This is a genomic window from Rhodococcus sp. GB-02 (assembly GCF_053470465.1).
This window is the reverse complement of record NZ_JBPUKE010000003.1, coordinates 763,203-781,462: the sequence shown is the minus strand read 5'-3', so window position 1 is coordinate 781,462 and position 18,260 is coordinate 763,203. Positions and strand designations below refer to the sequence as shown.

The window sequence follows — 18,260 nt, the reverse complement described above, 5'->3', positions numbered from 1 at the left end:
ACGCGACAGTGCCCTGTCAGCGCAGGGACCTCAGTCTGGCGGACACGCAGGTGTCAGGGGACGAAGAAGGTTCCGAAGCCCGGTGTACCGATCGCCTGGGGATCGACGTATGCGACGACCTGACCCGAGCCCGGACGAATGGTGACGGGTTGTGCATCCAGTGTCGGAAATGATGCTGATCCGTACGCTCCAGTACCGAGGCTGAGCCAGTGGACGACCGCGGAGTGGGGGTTTCCGTCTCCGGGTGCGCGGCGTACGTGCAGCACAGCGACGCCCGGCTCTTCGCCGATGCTCGCGGCAAGGCGGGGTGTGGGTAAGTCGACGAGCGGGATGTAAGGGTCGACCTGGAACGGAACCGTACTCGGCGCCGCTGCCGCGGTCCCCGGCAACATCACGCCGGAGATCGCAAGGGCCGCAAAGACAGTGACACCGGTACGTGCAAGAGCGTTGAGTGCAGTCATACGATTCGACGCTAGTCGCTTGACCGGCGATTCGGTGCCGTTTCGCGTTACGAGCGGTTGCGGGGACGTGATGCGCCCCGCGCATTCCTGACGGCCGTGTAAGGGTTCCCCGAGGACCAACTCTTCTAATATCTCCCTAGCATGGGCATATTGGCCAATGCTCGACGGGCAGTGCGGGCTGGTGAGCCCTCCCTTCGAACCCCACGAACAGACAGGTGAACCTCACGAACAGACGGGCAAACGCAGCGGGCGGTTGCGGGTCATCCATCGCGAAATGGCAGCCAAGGGTCCGCTCTGTAAGGTGATTTGGCGACGGCACTGACGGCAAGGACAAGGTGCACAATCATGGAATTCTCCGTCGAACGGTTCGACCACATCGTGATCAACTGTCGTGACGTCGACGCCACCGCCCAGTGGTACGCGAAGGTACTCGGAATGACGATCGAGATATTCGGCCCTTCGGCGCGCACCGCAGTGAAGTTCGGAAATCAGAAGATCAATCTGAGGCCTCTCGGATCGGTGGAGCAAGACCCGGCCTGGACCACCGGCGCCGTCGAGGCGGCAGGTTCCGAGGATTTGTGCTTCATCACTCTTGCGTCACCTGGAACTGTCCGCGAGCAACTGGAGAACTGTGGGGTCGAGGTACTTGACGGGCCCGTGACCAGACTGGGTGCCCTCGGCGAGATGGTCTCGCACTATTGTCGCGACCCCGACGGAAACCTCATCGAGATCGCCGCCTACCCGTGAACTAACCACGCCGAGGAGAAATTACTGCAGATTCAACGTCGTCCAGTGCGGCCGCCGTCGGCTGTCGACATCTTTCCCGGCCGTGCACTTGGAATCCTCGTTCTTCACCGGACTTTGCGGGTCTCGCCTTCTCTGATCATTCGCCCGCGGTCCGCGTCCGTCGGACTGTTCTCTTCCAGATCGCTGATCGAACTGGTTTCGAGATGGTGTCGGACCGGCGTCCGATGACTTTCGGGGGGAACTAGCTACTTCCGTCGTCTATCGCACGGGCGAGGGTGGAGAGGGTGCGCTTTCGGTGGGTTGTTGCGGGTTGCACCGTGTCGGGCCAGTCTGCAGTTTCTTCCAATGCCCAGTCGGCCCATTCTGCGATGTGGTTGAAATGGCCGATCATGAATCGGTTCGCCAGTGCCATCAGGTGATTTTGTTGGGGGAGTGTGCCGGCTTCGGGAGCCGAAATTCGTTGTGCGTGTGAGACGAACAGACTTCGGGATTGAGTTGCCTGTTCGCGTATGGTGGTCAGGTTGGACCGCAGGTCGTCGATCGTCCCTTGGTGGGCAAAGATCACGCGAATCATGCCTTCGAACTGCAAGGCCGGAGGCGTGGACTGGGTGGCGAGCCAGTCGCTCAGCGCGGTTCGGCCTTCGTCGGTGATGGAGTAGACGGTGCGGGAGCGCTGAGTGCCTTTTGTGACCGTGGTGGCCGTGACCAGGCCGCGCTCGAGCAGTATTTTTGGGGCGTTGTATCGCTGTCGGTCGGCGCTGGGCCACAATTCGGCGACCCCGCGTCCGACCTGTTCGGCGATTTCGTATGCGGACCAGTCCTTGGCTGTCAGCAGTCCCAGGATCATGTACGAGGTGGGTGTGAGATCACGCTGAGCCACATGGCTCCCTTCGCTCCGCGGTTGGGATCCAAGCCTACAAGTGTTACTTCCCTTCGCCGTTCGCATCCTCGGTGTCGGCGATGTCGTCGGATGCATCCTGTGCGGGTTTGCCGTAGATGAAGGGGACGAGCGCTCCAGCGACTGCAGACGCCGGCGCGAAACCATCAGCGGTTGGGGCCAGATTTCCCCACACCACCATGGTCACATCGTTGACCGGGTCGTACCCCATGAAGGAGTTGTAGCCGGGAAGTTCGCCGATATGGCCGTACATCGGACCCATTTGAGCGATGCCGTATCCGTATCCCGCGGATCCCTCGCCATCTGTGGGTTGCACACTGTTCAAACGCAACTCGTGTGTGGCCGGAGTGAGGAGTGACCCGGTGCCCAAGGCTTTGACCCATGTCGCCATGTCGTTCGCAGTCGAGATTCCCTGACCTGCGGACCACGTCCACGAAGGATTGTGCATCGTGGTGTCGGTCGGTCTTTCGGTGCCTGCAGCGATCGCGTCGAGGCGAGATTGCGGGAGCGCTTGTTTGCCTTCGCCCAGCGTTTCGACGTTCCCACTGTAGGTGTAGCCGTCTGCATAAGGCGTCGGGATGCTGGTATCGGTGTTGGCAGGAAACGATGTCCCGGTCAGTGCGAGTGGCCCGAAGAATCGGTCCGCGAAGATCTGCTGAATCGGCTTGCCGTCGAGCTTCTCGGCGATCAAGCCGAGGAGAACGGTGTTGGTGTTGGAGTAGTGGTAGCCGGTGTCGGGCGCGAAGTACGGCGGCTGGCTCAGGCCCATCGCCAGTAGCTCCTCGGGTGCCCACACTCGTTCCGGTTGCTCGTCGAGCGCCCGGTTGAGTTCGAGGGTTTCGGTGTAGTTGTACAGGCCGCTACGCATGTCGAGTAGGTTGCCGATTGTGATGTTGTCCCCGTTGGGGACATCGGGGCGGAACTTGCTGACCGGATCGGTTACCGCCAGCTTGCCCTCGTCGACCAACTGCAGGATTGCCGAGCCGGTCCAGGTCTTGGTGTTCGAGCCCACGCGAACCTTGGTGTCCAGAGTGGGAGGCTCGTTCACACCTTCTCGGACCGAACCCCACGTGTTGACGTACTTCTGCGTCGGTGTCGTGATCATGACCACCATCGCGATCTCGCGGAACTGCTCCGCCTTCTCGGAGACGGCGGAATCCATTGCAGCGCTGTCGAAAGACAAGACAGCGCTGTCCGCAGACCCGGCGGAGGTCGGCGCTGACGAGGAGGGGGACGCGGAATCGGTTGCGGACGAACAGGCTGAGAGCAATAACGCCGTGGCGATACCGACCACGGCCACTTTGCGAACCTTGACGTCGTCTCGTGACGTCGACTTCCCATCAGAGTTCATGAAATGACTTTAAGCGATACTGCACTCTGCATGCTGCACTTTGCAGTAAATTACGACAAATCAGTCATGCATCCTCAGGAGCGCCCATGCCGTACACCGCATCAGCTCGTGCCTTCGCTGCCTTGGTCAGCGTCGGCGTAGTCCTCACCGCATGTTCGGCGCAGCCGTCGAATTCCGAAATCGCATCGGCTCCGACGCAGCAAATTCCGCAGGAGGCAACCCGCATCATGACCTCCGATCCATACGCCATGGCTCGGTGGTCGTATCTCGTAGTCGACCCCGACACAGACAAGGTGATCTACAGCAACAACGCTGACAACTCGATGTTTCTGGCCTCACAAACCAAACACTTCACCGTCGGCACCGCCTACGACACCTTCGGCGTGGACCGCACCGTCACGACCCCCGTGTATGCCACCTCCGTTCCCGTTGAGGGCACCCTCACCGGTGATCTCGTGCTCGTCGGCTCCGGTGACCTTGCGCTCGGCGGGCGCAATGCGGCACAGGGCCGATTCGACTTCGCTACTGACGGCATCGACCACGTGTACGCCGACGCCCTACCCGGAGTTGTTCTCGCGCCCGGCGATCCGCTGGCAGGCCTGAACGATCTCGCACGACAAGTAGCCGACGCCGGCATCACTCGGGTAAACGGCGACGTTCTGGTGGACCCTCGTCTGTGGGACACCTACGAAACCGTCGAAGGCCTCGTCCCGTCGATCTTCGTCAACGACAACCTCGTCGATATTCAGGCGAGCCCAGGTGCGGTAGGTGAGCCCGCCACCATCGACATGCTTCCCGGAAACAGCCTGTTCCGCGTCGATGCACAGGTCACCACAGGTGAAGAAGGTAGCGACTCGACACTGAAGGCAGCAGCCGATCAGTCCGACCCCACCCAGATCAACGTGACCGGTTCGGTACCGGCTGGAAAGACCTCGCTGACTGTCTATCGCATCACCGATGCAGCTACGTGGGCCCGTCATCTGTTCGTAGAAGCGCTGCGTCGCAACGGAATCGATGTCGCGACAGTATCTCGGACCAACAACGCAGCTGCTCTGCCGGCCGATCGGACCTATGCCGGCAGTCGACAAGTCGCGAACCTGCAATCAGCACCACTTTCGCAGTCTGGAGGGATGATCCTCGCAACCAGCTATAACACCGGCGCCAACACGTTCTTATGTCTGTTGGCGGTAGCGGCAGGATCGTCGTCGTGCAGTGACGGTCTACCTACCGTCCGGGCACTCGCGGAGAAAGCAGGTATTGCAGCGTCTGATCTTGTGGTCATGGACGGTCAGGGCGGAGATCCGTCGCAAGCGACACCCGCGGCAGTCGTCAACTGGCTCGACTGGGTGGACCAGCAGCCCTGGGCAGACGCCTTCTGGGCAGGTCAACCGGTGCTCGGTGAGCGAGGTTCACTGTCCGGCGTCGGATCCGACAGTCCCGCGAAGGGGAAGGTCATCGGTAAGACGGGAACATCCGCCGACGTCGAAGCCGACACCGGCAGGTTGATCGTGACCCTTCAAGCGCTCTCGGGTTACATGATCACCCCCGACGATCGCCGACTTCTGTTCGTCGTGGCCGTCAGCGATGCAGTGTTTCCCGATCTGCCTCGTGGAGTCTTCCAAGTCGGGGGTGACGTGGGCGGTGTTGCCGCTGCGTTCCAACAAGCACAGACGAGCTGACACGGGACGAGACAGAGGTACGGCGGTTCGGGCACTCATCCCTTTCGAATGAGGCACGAACGATGTAGGCGCACAGAGTGTCAGCACATGCAAGCCATCGACGAGATGACCGCGGTCAAGGGATTGGGCCTTGTCTTCACGATCATCGCCAGTTCAACTGTCGCTCAAAGTCTGGCTCCAAGACAACAACACCACGGTGATGAGTGTGTTGATCTTCGTCGTCGGAGTTGTTCTGATCGGCAAGGGAATCGGCGGAATCTTCTGATGCCCACTCTTTCGCGTGGTTTGAACGCGCGACTCCCGAGATGATCGTTCGATCAGGCTCGCTTGACCGCGTAGTCGCCGTCGGCGTGCCCGATCAGTTGCCATCCGCCCTCGATCGGGGACAGTCGGACGTCGGCGAGATTCGTGATCTCGAGCTGTGGCTGGTGGGTGCCGGGGTACCAGGCCTCGACCCGTCCGATGCCGCTCCCGGTAAACCCGTCGCGCGATACCTCTGTCAGCATTCCGGGCGCTGCCCGCGGATACGCTCGCGAGAGTGGCACTGCGAATCCCTCTGCGAGCCCGAGTGATTCACCGGACGGGCAGTCGATGCGATTCAGATTTCCCTGTGGCTGGTGGGTATTGCCGTCGCGAACCGGGTGGGGGTCACCGCACGCTTGTGTCCACGACCACCACGCGCCGCCTATCCGGTACTTGTCGGTGGCGTCGACGAAGCGGTCGACGTCTGCTCCCTGCTCGTCGGCGTCCCCGAACCAACCCCATTCGCCCGTCCACAACGGGGCGTCATACCAGGCGGCGGCGCGGTCGGCGATCCGAAATCCGTCTTCGATCGCGGGGAATTCGCCACTCACCGTAATGGATTCGCTGTAGAGGTGCGGCGAGAACACCATCAGGGGATCGGTCACGTACTCGCGTGGGGGCAGTGCGTCGAAGCCGAATGCCGACCAGATCGCGCTGGGCTCGAAGAACACGAGGTGTGGGAACCCGCCGGCTTCGGATTGCCGGATGGCGTCGGTGGCGCGCTGGTAGAACTGCCCGATCTGGTCTGCGGCGGTGAAGGGGTCGCGCAGACCGGGGTTCGGTTCGTTCAACAGGTCGTATCCGGCCACCGCGGGCTCGTTCTTGAACTCCGCGGCCAACTTCGCCCACGTCGCCACCAAACGGCTCTGGATTCCTTGCTCGTCGTCGTAAAACGCCTGGAAAGCATGGGCGATCGCTGGTGCAGCTTCCCGGAGTCCGCCGATGTTGCAGGTTGTCCATCCGCCGGTCAGGGTTGCCCACTCCGGTGCGCCGTCCCAGCCGACTCCCGGCCGCATGAATGACGGGCACGACTGGTCGCTCGGGGTACCGACATACGGGCCCCATGCGTCCTGATGCATGTCGAGAACGGTGTAGATGCCGTGGTCTTTTGCATCCTCGACCGCTATTCGAATGCGGTCGACGTACTCCTTGTCGAATGCACCGCGGGTCGGTTCGAGGAGGGACCACGCGACGTTGAGCCGGACGACGTTGAAGCCCAGCGTGGCCATTTGCGCAAAGTCCGTCCTTCCCAGCGGCGTAACGGTGGGTAGTCCGGTGCCGTTGGTTGCGTAGTCGTTGAGACCGTTGGCGTTCACGCCGCGTAGCAACACTGTTCGTCCGTCGACGTCCTTGATCGTGCGATCTGCGACGGTCAGTTGGGGGAGAGTCCAGCCCGGATCTGGTGGTGCAGCGTTCGCCGTCGGAGTTGCAATCTGGAGGACCAGGATTGCAAGGGTGGCAAGCAACAGCGCACGCATCCATCGACCTTTCTAGACAAACGTCCAATTCCGACTTGAGGCTAGCGCGAGAACGCCCTTCTGCGGCGCGATTCGCACATACCCGTCACCTCATTGCTTGGCACGCCGGCTCGAAGCTGCTACTCGAGGTGCGAGAATCGTCGACAAGTCGCGACTCGAGGGAGCATTTGTGAAACTTGCACTGACTGAACTGGTCGAACAACTACCCGGCGACGATTTATCAATCACGCGAGTGTTCTACGATTCACGGACCGCTGGCACCGGTCCGAGTTCTCTGCAGGAACTGCTCGCAGTGCGTGCTTCCAGGGTGGTTGATCACGCGCCGCCGACTCGAGCTGTTGAGCACATGCTCGACATCGACGGCCGAGCCATATCGGTCCGTGTGGTCACTCCGAAAGATGGCGTTGTCAACGGGGTCTATCTGTATCTTCCTGGCGGTGGTTTCTACATGAGTTCGGCGGCAAGCGATGACACTCGAAGTACGAGACTTGCCGACGAGGTCGGGGTCGCAGTGGTTACCGTCGATTACCGGCTTGCGCCGGAATTCCCTTGGCCGGCAGCGCCGGACGATTGTGAGGCAGTCGCCTTGTGGCTGCTTGATGTCGCTGCCGAACGGTTCGGGACGACCAGGCTCGCCATTGGTGGCATGTCGGCGGGAGCGACCTTGGTGATGACGACATTGCTGCGCCTTCGCGATCGAGGTCTGGCAATGTCATTTTCGGGTGCGGTGCTGGAAGCGGGCACGTACGACGTCAGTGCCCAGACTCCCGCGGGCCGCACCATCGGCGACGAATACTTCATCGAAGCCTACGTCGGCCATATCGATGATCGCACTCTCCCGGATATTTCTCCGACATTCGGCGACCTCAGCGGCCTGCCGCCTACCCTCGTGATTGTCGGATCAGAAGACGTGCTTCTGGCTGAGAACCTTGCCATGGCGGCGCGGCTGTCGGCGGCCGGTAACGACGTCGACTTGCGTCTCTATCCTCATGTCCCGCATGGATTTACAAGCCATCCAACGCCTGTTGCCCGGCGCGCAGCGCTCGATACAGGTGCCTGGCTTCGGCATTGTCTCGACGCCGAGCCGGCGTGACAGGCACGGGCGCGGTTCAGCGTGCCGAGGATACGCGGCGCGTGTTCGGTGTCAGATGTTGGTCGAGCGTTGGACGATGAAACAATTCGAGGCTCACGATAGATTTCATCAGGCCGTCGAGGGTTCGCGCATCCCATCCAGTCAGATGCTGCCAGCGGTCGAGTCGATAGGTGACAGAGTTTGCATGTAGATGGATGTCACGGGCGGCAGCGCTGACGGAGAACCCGCTTCGGGCGAAGGCGCGGACGGCGTCCATCAGATGTGAGTGCTCTTCGGCCACGGACGCCCCAGCCCGTAGGAGTGGCAGCAGCTCGTCCTGGTGGGCGGCAAGGGTGGCGATGAGCCATTCGTCGGCAAAACTGACCGTCGTGCCCGGCGCTGTCGCCAACTGCAATGTGCGCTCGGCGTCGTTGATGCTTTGAGCTGCGCCGACGAGCCCGACCCGGGGCATCCCGATGCCTAACGACGTTCGTGGATGATCTCGCATGATTGCGTGGATGACGTCTTCGATCGGTCCGCCCTGACACATCACGATTACTCGGGTGCCATGTCTACTGCATTGCGCGACAACGTGCACGGAATCCAGGGTTCGTTGCAGCTGATCCACTTGTGCTTCCGACCATTCGTCCTCGACGGCCGATAGTGCTTGGAACGATTTCTGTGTATCGAACCCGAGGGTTTGTGCCAGCTCTCGGGCGTTGCTCAGTTCCATATCCGTTGCACTGTGCAATGTTTCAAAGAATCGGTATCGAACGCCGGCGCGGATGGCCTGCTCGCTGCGCGTTGCCTCGGAGTGTCCGACCGCGACTGCGCTCGTAGCGGCGTGAACGAGGTCCCAGAGTTTGCCGCCTGCTTGCAGCAACTCGTGCGTCGGCTTCGTGGACCGCTCGACCATCGTGTCCCAGAGCTCTCGAGAAGCAATGTGATAGGTCTCGATGACATCGGAGAGGGGGAGTCCTTGCATCGCGCGCCGGCGCCCGAGTTCGCGGTTTCGGTCGGTGTCCTCTGTGGTGATCGTTTCGTTCTCGGCAACGGCACACAGCATTGCGGACAACTGTTTGCGGATGTAGTTGCCTTGCTCGGCTACTGGTACCGCGGAGTAGGCCGGCAGTTCGCTGCGAATCTGATGTACCGCGCGCTCGGTGAGCGCTTCGAGCTCGTCGGAAACCTCGCGACACAACCGACGGATCGTGTCTTCTTCTTCGACGTCGGTTACGTCCACGGGGTTACTCCTTTGTGCGTGCTTGTTCTTGCGTCCCGTGAATTTCACGAACGAGCGTCGTGGATTCCGGGGTTCACCCATGGTCCCGCCATAGTGACGGGAGGCACACTCAACGCTAGACCGGACGACGATTCGACGGCAAAACGCCCCTCGCCTCATCTGCTCCGGATCGATCAACGGCTAAGGAGCCACAATCATGTCCAACGAGGCGAAGAGTGCCTTGCTCGCAATCGGAGTTCCGTTCGTCGGGGTGCTGGGCGGGATAGTTGCGCTCTCCGGATCCGAACTGACCGTTCTCGGGTTTCCCATTTTGTTCGCGTGGCTTTTCCTGTGGATGCCGCTGACATCGCTATGTCTCCACTTGGCATGGAAGTTCTTTGACCGCAAGGACTTCGAGGAAGCGGAACGAAACGACCTGGCTCAGGCCAAGGCCGAGATCGGGGATCCGACATGATCGCTGCAACATTTACGCTCGTCCTTCTCCTCGCGCTCGGCGCCGGAGTTCTTTCACGCCGTGGAAGCAAAAAAGAGATCTCCGACTACCTCGTGGGCGGGCGATCTTTCGGTCCCGTGCTGGTTTTCATTCTGGGAGCAGGTGAGGCCTACAGCATCGGTACGCTCATTGGATTCCCCGGCGGTGTGTACGCCCACGGGGCAAGCTACGGCGTCTGGTTCATCGGATACATCTTGCTTGCCTATCCGATCGGATACTTCTTTGCGCCCTATCTCTGGCGGGCAGGCAAGCGGTACAACGCGATGACGCTGCCCGATGTGGCAGGGCGGCACTTTCGGTCGCGCGGGTTGGAACTGACAATCGCGATTGCCTCGGTTGTCTTCCTCATTCCCTGGGGTCAACTGCAGCTGGCGGGCCTCCAGGTCGCACTGAGCGGACTTGGCATCACCATCGACCCGACGGTGGCGGTTTTTGTCGGCGCTGCGCTTGCTCTGCTCTTCCTCCTGCTTTCGGGTGTGCGTGCACCGGCGTTTGTGTCTTACGTCAAGGACGCAGCCCTGCTGCTGGGAGCGATCCTGATCGGACTAGCCGCCACGGCCAAATCGGGCGGTATCACGAAGCTCTTTGGCGATGCGGCATCCCATGGGGCCGGGCAGACCTCGCAATCCACCGTCACCGGTTCGTCGCTGACCTTCGTGCTCACCACAATTGTGTTCCAGTCACTCGGCTTTTTCGTTTTCCCCTTCATCGTGCAGGCGGTGCTATCGGCGAAGTCCGAGGCAACCCTCAAGCGAGTCGCCCGATTCAACCCGCTGTACATGCTCATGTATCCCTTCCTCGTCGCTGCTGCCTTCGGCGCAATTTCATTGCTGCCCAACAAGCTCGAGGGCGCAGAATCCAATGAGGTGCTCCTGCAACTGTCCCGCCTCGTGCTCCCGGACTGGCTGACCGGAGTGGTGGCGGGTGGTGCGGCACTGTGCGCGATCGTGGTTCTGTGTGGCTCGGCGCTGGGAATCGGCTCGATCGTCTCGCGAAACATCGTTCCTGGAATACCCGAATCAAGTCAGCGGGTGTGGGTGCGCGGGGTCATCGTCGCCTACCTCGGCCTCTCACTGATCCTCACCCTCGCCGCACCCCAATTGCTGCTGACGCTGGTGAATACCGCGTATTACGGGGTGACCCAGGCCGTAGTGGTGTTCGCGACGATGATCTTCGGATGGAAGCTGCGACCGGCAGCGCTCGCGATGGGCGTGGTGCTCGGCGACGTGGTGGTGCTCTGGCTGTACCTCGACACACACGGCACGGTATCGATGTGGTTGGCGGATCAAGGCATAAACATCGGTGCCGCAGCCCTCTTGCTGAACGTGTTGTTCGTGTCCGCTACCCGGCTGATGTGGCCTCCTGTCGAAGCGGTTTCGGGCCTCCGCGCAGAAAATCGATCGGCACCAGCGCCTTGCCCCGTCACCCCGACCTCGAAGGCGGAATTCCGATGACCAGGACATTACTCACCGCAGATGTAATCCTCACCCACGACGCGGCGTCACCTCAGGTGGAGGCCCTTGTCCTCGATGGAGGCCTGGTTGTCGCCACCGGAAGTCGAAAGGACATGGCGGAGATCGTCGGACCGCAAGCTCGTCGGCTCGATCTACCTGGCGCAACTGTGATCCCGGGGCTCATCGAGTCGCACATTCACCCGACCTACGCCGGATTGACTGACGGATGGGCTGATTGCCGGACACCCCCGTGCGCCTCGATCACGGATATCCAAGCGGCGCTGCGGAACTCCGCTCCCACTCACGGCTGGATACGTGGATGGGGGTATGACGACACACAACTTCGAGAAGGTCGCCATCTCACACGCGATGACCTCGACGCAGTCTGCACTGACCGCCCGATAATCGTTCTGCACATCTCGGGGCACTTTGCGGTGGCAAACACCGTTGCGCTCGCAGCTGCAGGCATCGACGAATCGACGGTGGATCCCGGGGGCTCCCAGTTTCCGCGTGGGGCGGACGGGAGGCTCACAGGGATGGCCTGGGAAATCGATGCAGTGGCCCGGCTGAGCGCCGCGATCCCAGACCTGACAGAGGCGGAGGTGCAGACCGCGTTGCTGCGAAGCTTGACACTGGCGCGTTCGCGAGGAATCACGACCGTGCACGATCTAGGGGTCGGCCTGTCGGCGGGCATGCAGGAGTTAGCCGCCTATCGTGCCCTGGACACCCTGGGCGAGATGCCCGTGCACACGGTTGGCTTCCTTCGGGGTGATCTCGCGATCGCGGAACTGGAGGAAGGGAAGATTGCTTTCGCAGCTACTCCGGACCCAGGGTCACGCTTCCGTTTGGCCGGCGCCAAATTCTGGGCGGATGGGTCCATTCAAGGGTTGTCCGCAGCTCTGCGGACCCCGTACACGTGCAGCCCGAACCATCACGGTGATCTGCTCTATCCTCAGGAGCAACTCGACGCCATGGTTCTCCAGGTCCACCGCGAGGGAGGGCAGGTCGCGGTGCACGCCAACGGCGATGCGGCCGTAGCCGCCGCTATCTCGGCTCTGCGAAGTGCACACTGCAGCGACGGTCGTCGAGCGCGGCACCGTATCGAGCATTGCCAGGTCAGTGGGCCTGCGGACCTGGAAGCGATACGTGATGCCGAGCTCGGTGTGAGCTTTTTCGTCAACCATGTCTTTCATTGGGGTGATCGTCACCGTGACCGTTTCCTCGGTCCTGAGCGGGCCGGCAACCTGGACCCGCTGGCGTGCGCCGATGACATCGGCTTGAAATTCGGGCTGCACTCGGATTGCCCGATAACTCCGATGGATCCCCTCCAGACGATTCGGACCGCGGTGAATCGGCTGACCATGGGCGGGGCGGTCCTTGGCTCCCACCAACGGATCGGAGTACATCGCGCGGTGCAGGCCATGACTGTGGACAGTGCGTACTTAGTTCATGATGAAGGACGGGCAGGGATGCTGGCGCCGGGTCGCCGCGCGGACCTTGTCGCACTCGACGGCGATCTTGCTGCCCTCGCAGATCCTTCGTCCGACATTCCTCAGCCTGCACTGGTCATGGTCGATGGCCGGTAGCTCGTGAGATTGATTTCGTCCCAACGGATACCAGTTCGAGGTGGAGATTTGTGCAGTTGCTCGACAGTGAAGTTGTTCAGCGGTGTGCAGTTACGGTTGCCGCCGCGGCCGCGGTCTGTCGATCGAGCGGGTCCGGCGTGGTCGATGGCGCCGCAGTGACGGGCAAGAGTTTCTTCCTGCATGATGGCGGCTGTCCGGGCACCTGAACACATGTCCGGTTTCTGGGGCAAAGTCGGGACGAGGAGCGCGCCACCCTTGTAATCTCGCACGTGAGTTTGCGGGGGCGCGGGTCGTCCCGCACAGCGAGCGAGGGGACGAGGATGACGACTGCTTACGCGCGCCGCCGAGGGGCGCGCCCTCTCGGAATCGCCCTCGCTGCGCTGGTTGCGGTGGGTGCGGCCCTGACCGGCCCCACACTCGCCTCCGCCTCGAGCGGCGACCTGCAATTGGGTTCGAGTCAGTTCGGATCGTCCGGGGAGCAACCGCCGCTGCCGGAGATCCCACCGCCGTCCGCGGCCGAGATCAGGCTCGACGAGGCGCGGAACTTCCGCGACATCGGCGGCTATCGGACTACCGAGGGTAGGACCGTCCGGTCAGGCCTGGTGTTCCGTTCCAACAAGCTCAGCTCGCTCAATGAGACTGATCTGGCAAAACTCACCGCCGCGAACCTGACCCTCGACGTCGACCTGCGCAACGCCTCCGAACGCGCGGAGGATCCCGATCGGATCCCCGCCGGGGTCACCTACCAGGTTGCCGACGTCGTCAGTATCGAACACGGCATCGCGTTCCACGAGTTCGTTCCCCTGACCCTCGGTCGCGCGTTGATCGATGGCGCAGTCAAGGGAACCTCGAACATCGGCCAGAGCATCGGCTACCCGTTCATGGTCAACTACCGTGGTTCCGATGCCGCCTTCCGCGACCTGATGACTGCGATCGCGAACAACTCCGACGGCGCAACCGTCTACCACTGCAGCGCAGGGAAGGACCGCACCGGTTGGGGTACCGCGATACTGCTGACCATCCTCGGTGTCCCGCGTGAGGTCATCAGTGCCGATTTCATGGCGTCGAACACGTACCTGGGCCGGGACGACGCGGTGGACCTGTCGTGGCTCGATGCGGCGTATGCACAGGTGGACCGGCTCTACGGCGGTATGGATACTTACGTACGGGAGGGCCTCGGCGTCGACCAGGGCACTATCGACTCTCTGCGTGCCAAGCTTCTCCTCTAGGCGGAGCCCCACGCCTCGGCCTCTTGCCTACTCGGACCCTCTGCTGTCCATTGCGACTAATGATTGCGGGCATGCGCAATTGTGTGGCACAGCTCCTGTGGCGGGCCCGAGGGTTCTTGGCCGTGTGTGATCACCAAGTGGCGCAAGAACTTTGCTCGCAAAAAGCACGCCTGATCATGCACTCGACGCTGGCCAATTGGTCAGCATCGAATCGAGTGCCTCAAGGATCCTGGACCAGCTTTCGGCGCTGTCCGGTGCACTGTGGCTGAACGATCCACCTAACTCGAGGCTGGCGTACCCATGGAAAACGCTGCCCAGCAATCGAACTGCGTGGGTCTGATCGAGATCGGTGAGGTTGTACCCGCGCAGAATTGATCGCATCATTTGTGAGTGTCTGACGCCCGCGCTCGCGGCCGCGGCCTCCGGGGTGAGGCGCATCTGTGACGCGGCGTACCGCCCGGGGTGTGCCCTTGCGTAGTCGCGGTACACGTTCGCGAAGGCGGTCAACGCGTCGCGGCCGGACCGGCCCGCAACGGCCTCGGAAGCCTGGTCGGCCATCTCTTCCAAGGCAAGCAGTGCGATTCTGGTTTTGAGATCGTGCGAACTCTTCACATGGGAGTACAGGCTTGCAACCTTGACGTCGAACGCTCTGGCGACTGCCGACACGGTCACCTGCTCGAATCCCATCTCGTCGGCCAATTCGGCGCCCGCCATGGCGAGGCGTTCGGGTGTCAGTCCTGCGCGAGGCATGTCCGTTGGTCCTGTTCGTCGAGAAGTGAAACCGCTTGCCTAAATAGTATAGGCAAATTACTGTGTGTTGTAGTTAAGATTTTCGCAAGCTATATACAGGTGAATGAGATGAACAGCCAGAGCAATTGGATTACTACCGCAATTTCCGAGGACATCGTGCGCGGAGCCCTCGAACTCGAGCGGACCGAACGCGGTGTGCTGACACACCGTCTGCCCGCCAGGGCTCGCACACAATTCGCTGACGGGCAGATGGCAATGGCGCAATCACAACCGTCCGGCGTGCGGCTGGTGTTCCAAACCAGCGCTACGGCCATCGAACTCGACACTCTGCCCACGAAAATGATCTACATCGGTGCCCCACCACGACCACAAGGGGTGTACGACCTGATCGTCGACGGCGAACCAGCCGGGCACGCAATCGCTGGGGGCGGCAACACGGTGACGATCGACATGGCGACCGGTACCGCTCAGAGACAGTCCGGGCCCGTCAGCACCATCCGTTTCGCGGGCCTGCCTGCGCGATCAAAGGCTGTCGAGATCTGGTTGCCGCACAACGAAACCACCGAACTTGTCGCATTGCGGACCGACGCCCCACTCGAACTCGCGGACGAGACGAAGCGTCGCGTGTGGCTCCATCACGGAAGCTCGATCAGTCAAGGCTCCGGCGCTGAAAGTCCCTCCGGCACTTGGCCTGCTCTCGCAGCCTCCCTCGGCGGCGTGGATCTGATCAACCTCGGGTTCAGCGGCAGCGCTCTGTTGGACCAGTACACCGCCCGCGCGATGCGAGACACCGCAGCGGACCTGATCAGCATCAAGATGGGCATCAATCTGGTCAACTCCGACGTGATGCGCCTGCGGGCCTTCACGTCGGCAATGCACGGCTTCCTCGACACGGTCCGCGACGGCCATCCAGCGGCTCCACTGTTGGTCGTCTCGCCTGTCTATTGCCCGATTCACGAGGACACGCCGGGACCTGGTGCTTTCGATTTCGACGCGCTTGCCAGAGGCGAAATGCGATTCGTTGCCACCGGAGATCCCGCCGAGCACGCAGCCGGAAAGCTGACGCTGCGCTCTATTCGGGAAGAGTTGGCGCGCATCGTAACCCAGCGATCGGTGGATGATCCCAATCTGCATTACGTCGACGGGTGCGATCTCTACGGTGCGGCCGAGAACGCAGAGTTGCCGCTTCCCGATCAGCTCCATCCGGACGCTGCGACGCACCGTCTCATCGGCGAACGCTTTGCTCAACGTGTATTCGCAGACGACGGTGTATTCGCCGGCGAGGAGTGATCGCGCAATCTGGTTCGATCTGAGTTCACACGATTTGACCCTGACGTAGCGTGAGGGCTCACGATGACTTCATGACCGATACCTACCCAGCTTTCGACATCAGCCCCGTCCCCGTACCTGCAACCGATGCCGTGCCTCCGGAACAGTTCCGAGGTCTCTACGGTATGCCGATGTTCGTGTCGATTCCGACTTCGGATCTGGCCGAATCGGCAGACTTCTGGATCCGAGGGCTCGGTTTCTTCGATCTCTTTTCGGTGCCTGATCGACTGACGCACTTGCGACGCTGGGCATTTCAAGACGTTCTGCTCGTATCCGGTGAGCGAGCAGATTCACCACCGTCCGTCAGCGTGAGCTTTGCGTGTGTGCTGAGTCAGATCGACCAGATAGCACAGGCGTGTGAGGAATTGCGGCCCGGATGCACCAGCGGTCCACACCTGAAGCCGTGGAATTCACTGGAGTTGGAGATCGTGACACCGGAGAATGCGCGCGTGATCATGACGGCCGCTCGTCCGTACGACCCGAACAGTGCCGAGGCCGAGCATCTGCGAGGTATTGGAATTGACGGATCCGACGACTGAGCAGCGGCCTGACGCTGTGGCCTCCCGCACCGCGTCTGTCAGACTGGATGTCGTGACGGACCAACTCTTCGGAGACGACGCAGACAGTGCTCTTACTGTTGGTGCTGCCGCGTCGCGACTTGGCATAACCGTACGCACCCTTCATCATTGGGACGCGATCGGTTTGGTGCGCCCGTCCGGGCGCAGTGACGGGGGCTACCGGCTGTATACCGACGCGGACCTCGGCCGCATCGGCCGGGTGCTTGTCTACCGTGACGTGGGCTTGTCGCTCGACGAGGTCGGGGTATTGCTCGATGCGCCCGCAGCCCACGTGGACGAGACGCTGCGTGGGCAGCGCGTCGAGTTGCGGCAACGGATAGCCGACTTGGAGGAACTGGGCGAGTCCTTGGATCGCATCATCGATGCCAGGAAGTCGGGTGTGCTCTTGCCGGCACACGAGCAGGTGTCGATCTTCGGCCGACACTGGCAGCCGTCATGGGGGCCGGAGGCGAACGAGCGTTGGGGTGACAGTGCGCAGTGGGCGCAGCACGCGGAACGGTCGGCAGGTAGGACCGCTGAGGATTGGCAGAAGATTGCCGAGTGCGTCGAGGCGCTCAACGAAGATCTGGCGTTGGCGTGCCGTGCGGGTGTCGAACCGGGAAGCGCCGAGGCGAATTCGCTGGCAGAACGACACCGAGCGTCGATCGGGGTCTACTTCGACTGCACACATTCGATGCATGTGTGTCTGGGACGGATGTACGTTGCCGATCCGGGCTTCTCTGAGTTCTACGACACGGTCGAGACCGGTCTGACCGTGTGGCTCCGCGCAGTCATCGATGCGAATGCTCGGGCCAACGGAGTTGTCCCCGAATCGGCGACGTGGGTGTGAGTGAGCTGGTGGTTGCTCATCAGTCCAAAGACGCGCAGGCAGTGCACCACGGTCGGCTGTCGACTCCGGGGGCACGATGGGACACTGCGATGCGCGCGGCCAGAATGCAGCTTTCGTTGTCGTGGTAGACGTCGAGATCCGAAGGAACCGTCGAGTGGAACGCGGGGACCTTCATGGCTACCTCCGTTGTGACTCGCTGGAGAGTTGGCTCGTCGCGGCAATCCTCCTACCCCAGAGATCATCTCGCCTGTCGGAAGAAGCGGGAGGTCACGGCGAGGCATTCAGAATTGGTGAATCGTTCTTGACGAGTACGTTGCCGGTGCCGTTGAGGCGAAACGCGGACATGAGCACGAAGGTGTTGCCGCCGGCGACTTAGACGGCATCGAGTTCGTCGAGGACGGATCGGAACGTACCTGCTTGGTCGTGGTCACCGGCAGTGATGTCGGTCAGGGAGTATCCGAGCGCAGCGAGTTGCTCGCGTTCGGCGGCGACGAATTCTTCGCCCGAGTAGGGGAGCGATGCATCGTTGATGTAGCCGATATCGATCTCGCCGGGTACCCGGTCGACGTGGGTGGAGATGAAGTCTTGGACGGCGCCGATGCCGAGGGAGAGCAGAAGTAGAGGCATCGGTCGACCTTATGGGTAGAGTCCGACACGTGCTGTCCTCGCGTCGCGATCATGCAGCCCCGCAGCGACTTACAGGTGTGAGTGCCTGATCGCCCTTCCGGCCGAACCGATGCGCACTGCGCGCGCGGTGTGATCTTCGACGGCGCTCACCGC

Annotated in this window: 19 protein-coding genes; 11 read left to right on the top strand and 8 right to left on the bottom strand. The window is 61.8% G+C overall.

Annotation, left to right across the window (positions count from 1 at the left end; translation table 11 throughout):
• Positions 1-53: 53 nt before the first annotated feature.
• Positions 54-461: a hypothetical protein gene (locus ACSW29_RS24085; protein ID WP_448278496.1), complete on the bottom strand. Its 408-nt coding sequence runs from the start codon at positions 459-461 to the stop codon at positions 54-56.
• Between the two features lie 345 nt (positions 462-806).
• Here ACSW29_RS24085 and ACSW29_RS24080 point away from each other — a divergent pair, with 345 nt between their 5' ends.
• The gene (locus ACSW29_RS24080; RefSeq protein ID WP_448278495.1) at positions 807-1,208 is read left to right on the top strand and encodes a VOC family protein; all 402 of its coding nucleotides are present in this window, start codon (positions 807-809) and stop codon (positions 1,206-1,208) included.
• A gap of 241 nt (positions 1,209-1,449) precedes the next feature.
• Here the strand turns inward: ACSW29_RS24080 and ACSW29_RS24075 are convergent, their stop codons facing one another.
• Positions 1,450-2,088 carry a PadR family transcriptional regulator gene (locus ACSW29_RS24075; RefSeq protein ID WP_448278494.1) on the bottom strand — a complete coding sequence of 213 codons (639 nt, stop codon included), beginning with the start codon at positions 2,086-2,088 and terminating at the stop codon, positions 1,450-1,452.
• A gap of 43 nt (positions 2,089-2,131) precedes the next feature.
• Positions 2,132-3,457, bottom strand: coding sequence for a serine hydrolase domain-containing protein (locus ACSW29_RS24070; RefSeq protein WP_448278493.1), 1,326 nt, complete (start codon positions 3,455-3,457; stop codon positions 2,132-2,134).
• An 86-nt stretch (positions 3,458-3,543) separates the two neighbouring features.
• Between ACSW29_RS24070 and ACSW29_RS24065 the strand changes: the two genes are divergently transcribed.
• Both ACSW29_RS24065 and ACSW29_RS24060 read left to right on the top strand, forming a co-directional pair.
• A complete protein-coding gene (locus tag ACSW29_RS24065; protein ID WP_448278492.1) occupies positions 3,544-5,136 on the top strand; it encodes a D-alanyl-D-alanine carboxypeptidase/D-alanyl-D-alanine-endopeptidase in 1,593 nt (530 codons plus the stop codon).
• Between the two features lie 130 nt (positions 5,137-5,266).
• On the top strand, positions 5,267-5,401 hold the full coding sequence (locus ACSW29_RS24060; RefSeq protein WP_448278491.1) for a hypothetical protein: 135 nt from the start codon (positions 5,267-5,269) through the stop codon (positions 5,399-5,401).
• 52 nt (positions 5,402-5,453) lie between these two features.
• On the opposite strand, the gene ACSW29_RS24055 is transcribed toward ACSW29_RS24060, so the two are convergent.
• The gene (locus tag ACSW29_RS24055; RefSeq protein WP_448278490.1) at positions 5,454-6,917 is read right to left on the bottom strand and encodes a glycoside hydrolase family 5 protein; all 1,464 of its coding nucleotides are present in this window, start codon (positions 6,915-6,917) and stop codon (positions 5,454-5,456) included.
• 169 nt (positions 6,918-7,086) lie between these two features.
• Here ACSW29_RS24055 and ACSW29_RS24050 point away from each other — a divergent pair, with 169 nt between their 5' ends.
• Entirely contained in the window at positions 7,087-8,010 is a 924-nt protein-coding gene (locus tag ACSW29_RS24050; protein WP_448278489.1) for an alpha/beta hydrolase, read from the top strand.
• A gap of 16 nt (positions 8,011-8,026) precedes the next feature.
• Here ACSW29_RS24050 and ACSW29_RS24045 read toward each other — a convergent pair whose 3' ends face one another.
• Positions 8,027-9,232 carry a PucR family transcriptional regulator gene (locus ACSW29_RS24045; protein WP_448278488.1) on the bottom strand — a complete coding sequence of 402 codons (1,206 nt, stop codon included), beginning with the start codon at positions 9,230-9,232 and terminating at the stop codon, positions 8,027-8,029.
• 196 nt (positions 9,233-9,428) lie between these two features.
• Between ACSW29_RS24045 and ACSW29_RS24040 the strand changes: the two genes are divergently transcribed.
• The 4 genes from ACSW29_RS24040 (at position 9,429) to ACSW29_RS24025 (ending at position 13,994) form a co-directional block, all read left to right on the top strand.
• Positions 9,429-9,686, top strand: coding sequence for a DUF3311 domain-containing protein (locus ACSW29_RS24040; protein WP_448278487.1), 258 nt, complete (start codon positions 9,429-9,431; stop codon positions 9,684-9,686).
• Positions 9,683-11,179: a sodium:solute symporter family protein gene (locus ACSW29_RS24035; RefSeq protein WP_448278486.1), complete on the top strand. Its 1,497-nt coding sequence runs from the start codon at positions 9,683-9,685 to the stop codon at positions 11,177-11,179. The genes ACSW29_RS24040 and ACSW29_RS24035 overlap by 4 nt, the downstream gene beginning before the upstream one ends.
• A complete protein-coding gene (locus tag ACSW29_RS24030) occupies positions 11,176-12,765 on the top strand; it encodes an amidohydrolase (protein ID WP_448278485.1) in 1,590 nt (529 codons plus the stop codon). The genes ACSW29_RS24035 and ACSW29_RS24030 overlap by 4 nt, the downstream gene beginning before the upstream one ends.
• Before the next feature lie 320 nt (positions 12,766-13,085).
• Complete coding sequence (locus tag ACSW29_RS24025; protein ID WP_448278484.1) at positions 13,086-13,994, top strand: tyrosine-protein phosphatase; 909 nt, start codon at positions 13,086-13,088, stop codon at positions 13,992-13,994.
• 174 nt (positions 13,995-14,168) lie between these two features.
• Here the strand turns inward: ACSW29_RS24025 and ACSW29_RS24020 are convergent, their stop codons facing one another.
• Positions 14,169-14,744: a TetR/AcrR family transcriptional regulator gene (locus ACSW29_RS24020; protein WP_448278483.1), complete on the bottom strand. Its 576-nt coding sequence runs from the start codon at positions 14,742-14,744 to the stop codon at positions 14,169-14,171.
• 108 nt (positions 14,745-14,852) lie between these two features.
• On the opposite strand from ACSW29_RS24020, the gene ACSW29_RS24015 reads away from it, so the two are divergent.
• The 3 genes from ACSW29_RS24015 to ACSW29_RS24005 all read left to right on the top strand — a co-directional run bounded on the left by ACSW29_RS24015 (position 14,853) and on the right by ACSW29_RS24005 (position 17,480).
• A complete protein-coding gene (locus ACSW29_RS24015) occupies positions 14,853-16,034 on the top strand; it encodes a GDSL-type esterase/lipase family protein (protein WP_448278482.1) in 1,182 nt (393 codons plus the stop codon).
• A 71-nt stretch (positions 16,035-16,105) separates the two neighbouring features.
• Positions 16,106-16,612, top strand: coding sequence for a VOC family protein (locus ACSW29_RS24010; RefSeq protein ID WP_448278481.1), 507 nt, complete (start codon positions 16,106-16,108; stop codon positions 16,610-16,612).
• Between the two features lie 52 nt (positions 16,613-16,664).
• The gene (locus ACSW29_RS24005) at positions 16,665-17,480 is read left to right on the top strand and encodes a MerR family transcriptional regulator (RefSeq protein WP_448278480.1); all 816 of its coding nucleotides are present in this window, start codon (positions 16,665-16,667) and stop codon (positions 17,478-17,480) included.
• A 19-nt stretch (positions 17,481-17,499) separates the two neighbouring features.
• Here the strand turns inward: ACSW29_RS24005 and ACSW29_RS24000 are convergent, their stop codons facing one another.
• Both ACSW29_RS24000 and ACSW29_RS23995 read right to left on the bottom strand, forming a co-directional pair.
• Complete coding sequence (locus tag ACSW29_RS24000) at positions 17,500-17,655, bottom strand: hypothetical protein (protein WP_448278479.1); 156 nt, start codon at positions 17,653-17,655, stop codon at positions 17,500-17,502.
• A 197-nt stretch (positions 17,656-17,852) separates the two neighbouring features.
• Positions 17,853-18,107 (bottom strand): hypothetical protein, encoded by a 255-nt coding sequence (locus tag ACSW29_RS23995; protein WP_347873335.1) that lies wholly within the window; start codon positions 18,105-18,107, stop codon positions 17,853-17,855.
• Positions 18,108-18,260 lie beyond the last annotated feature (153 nt).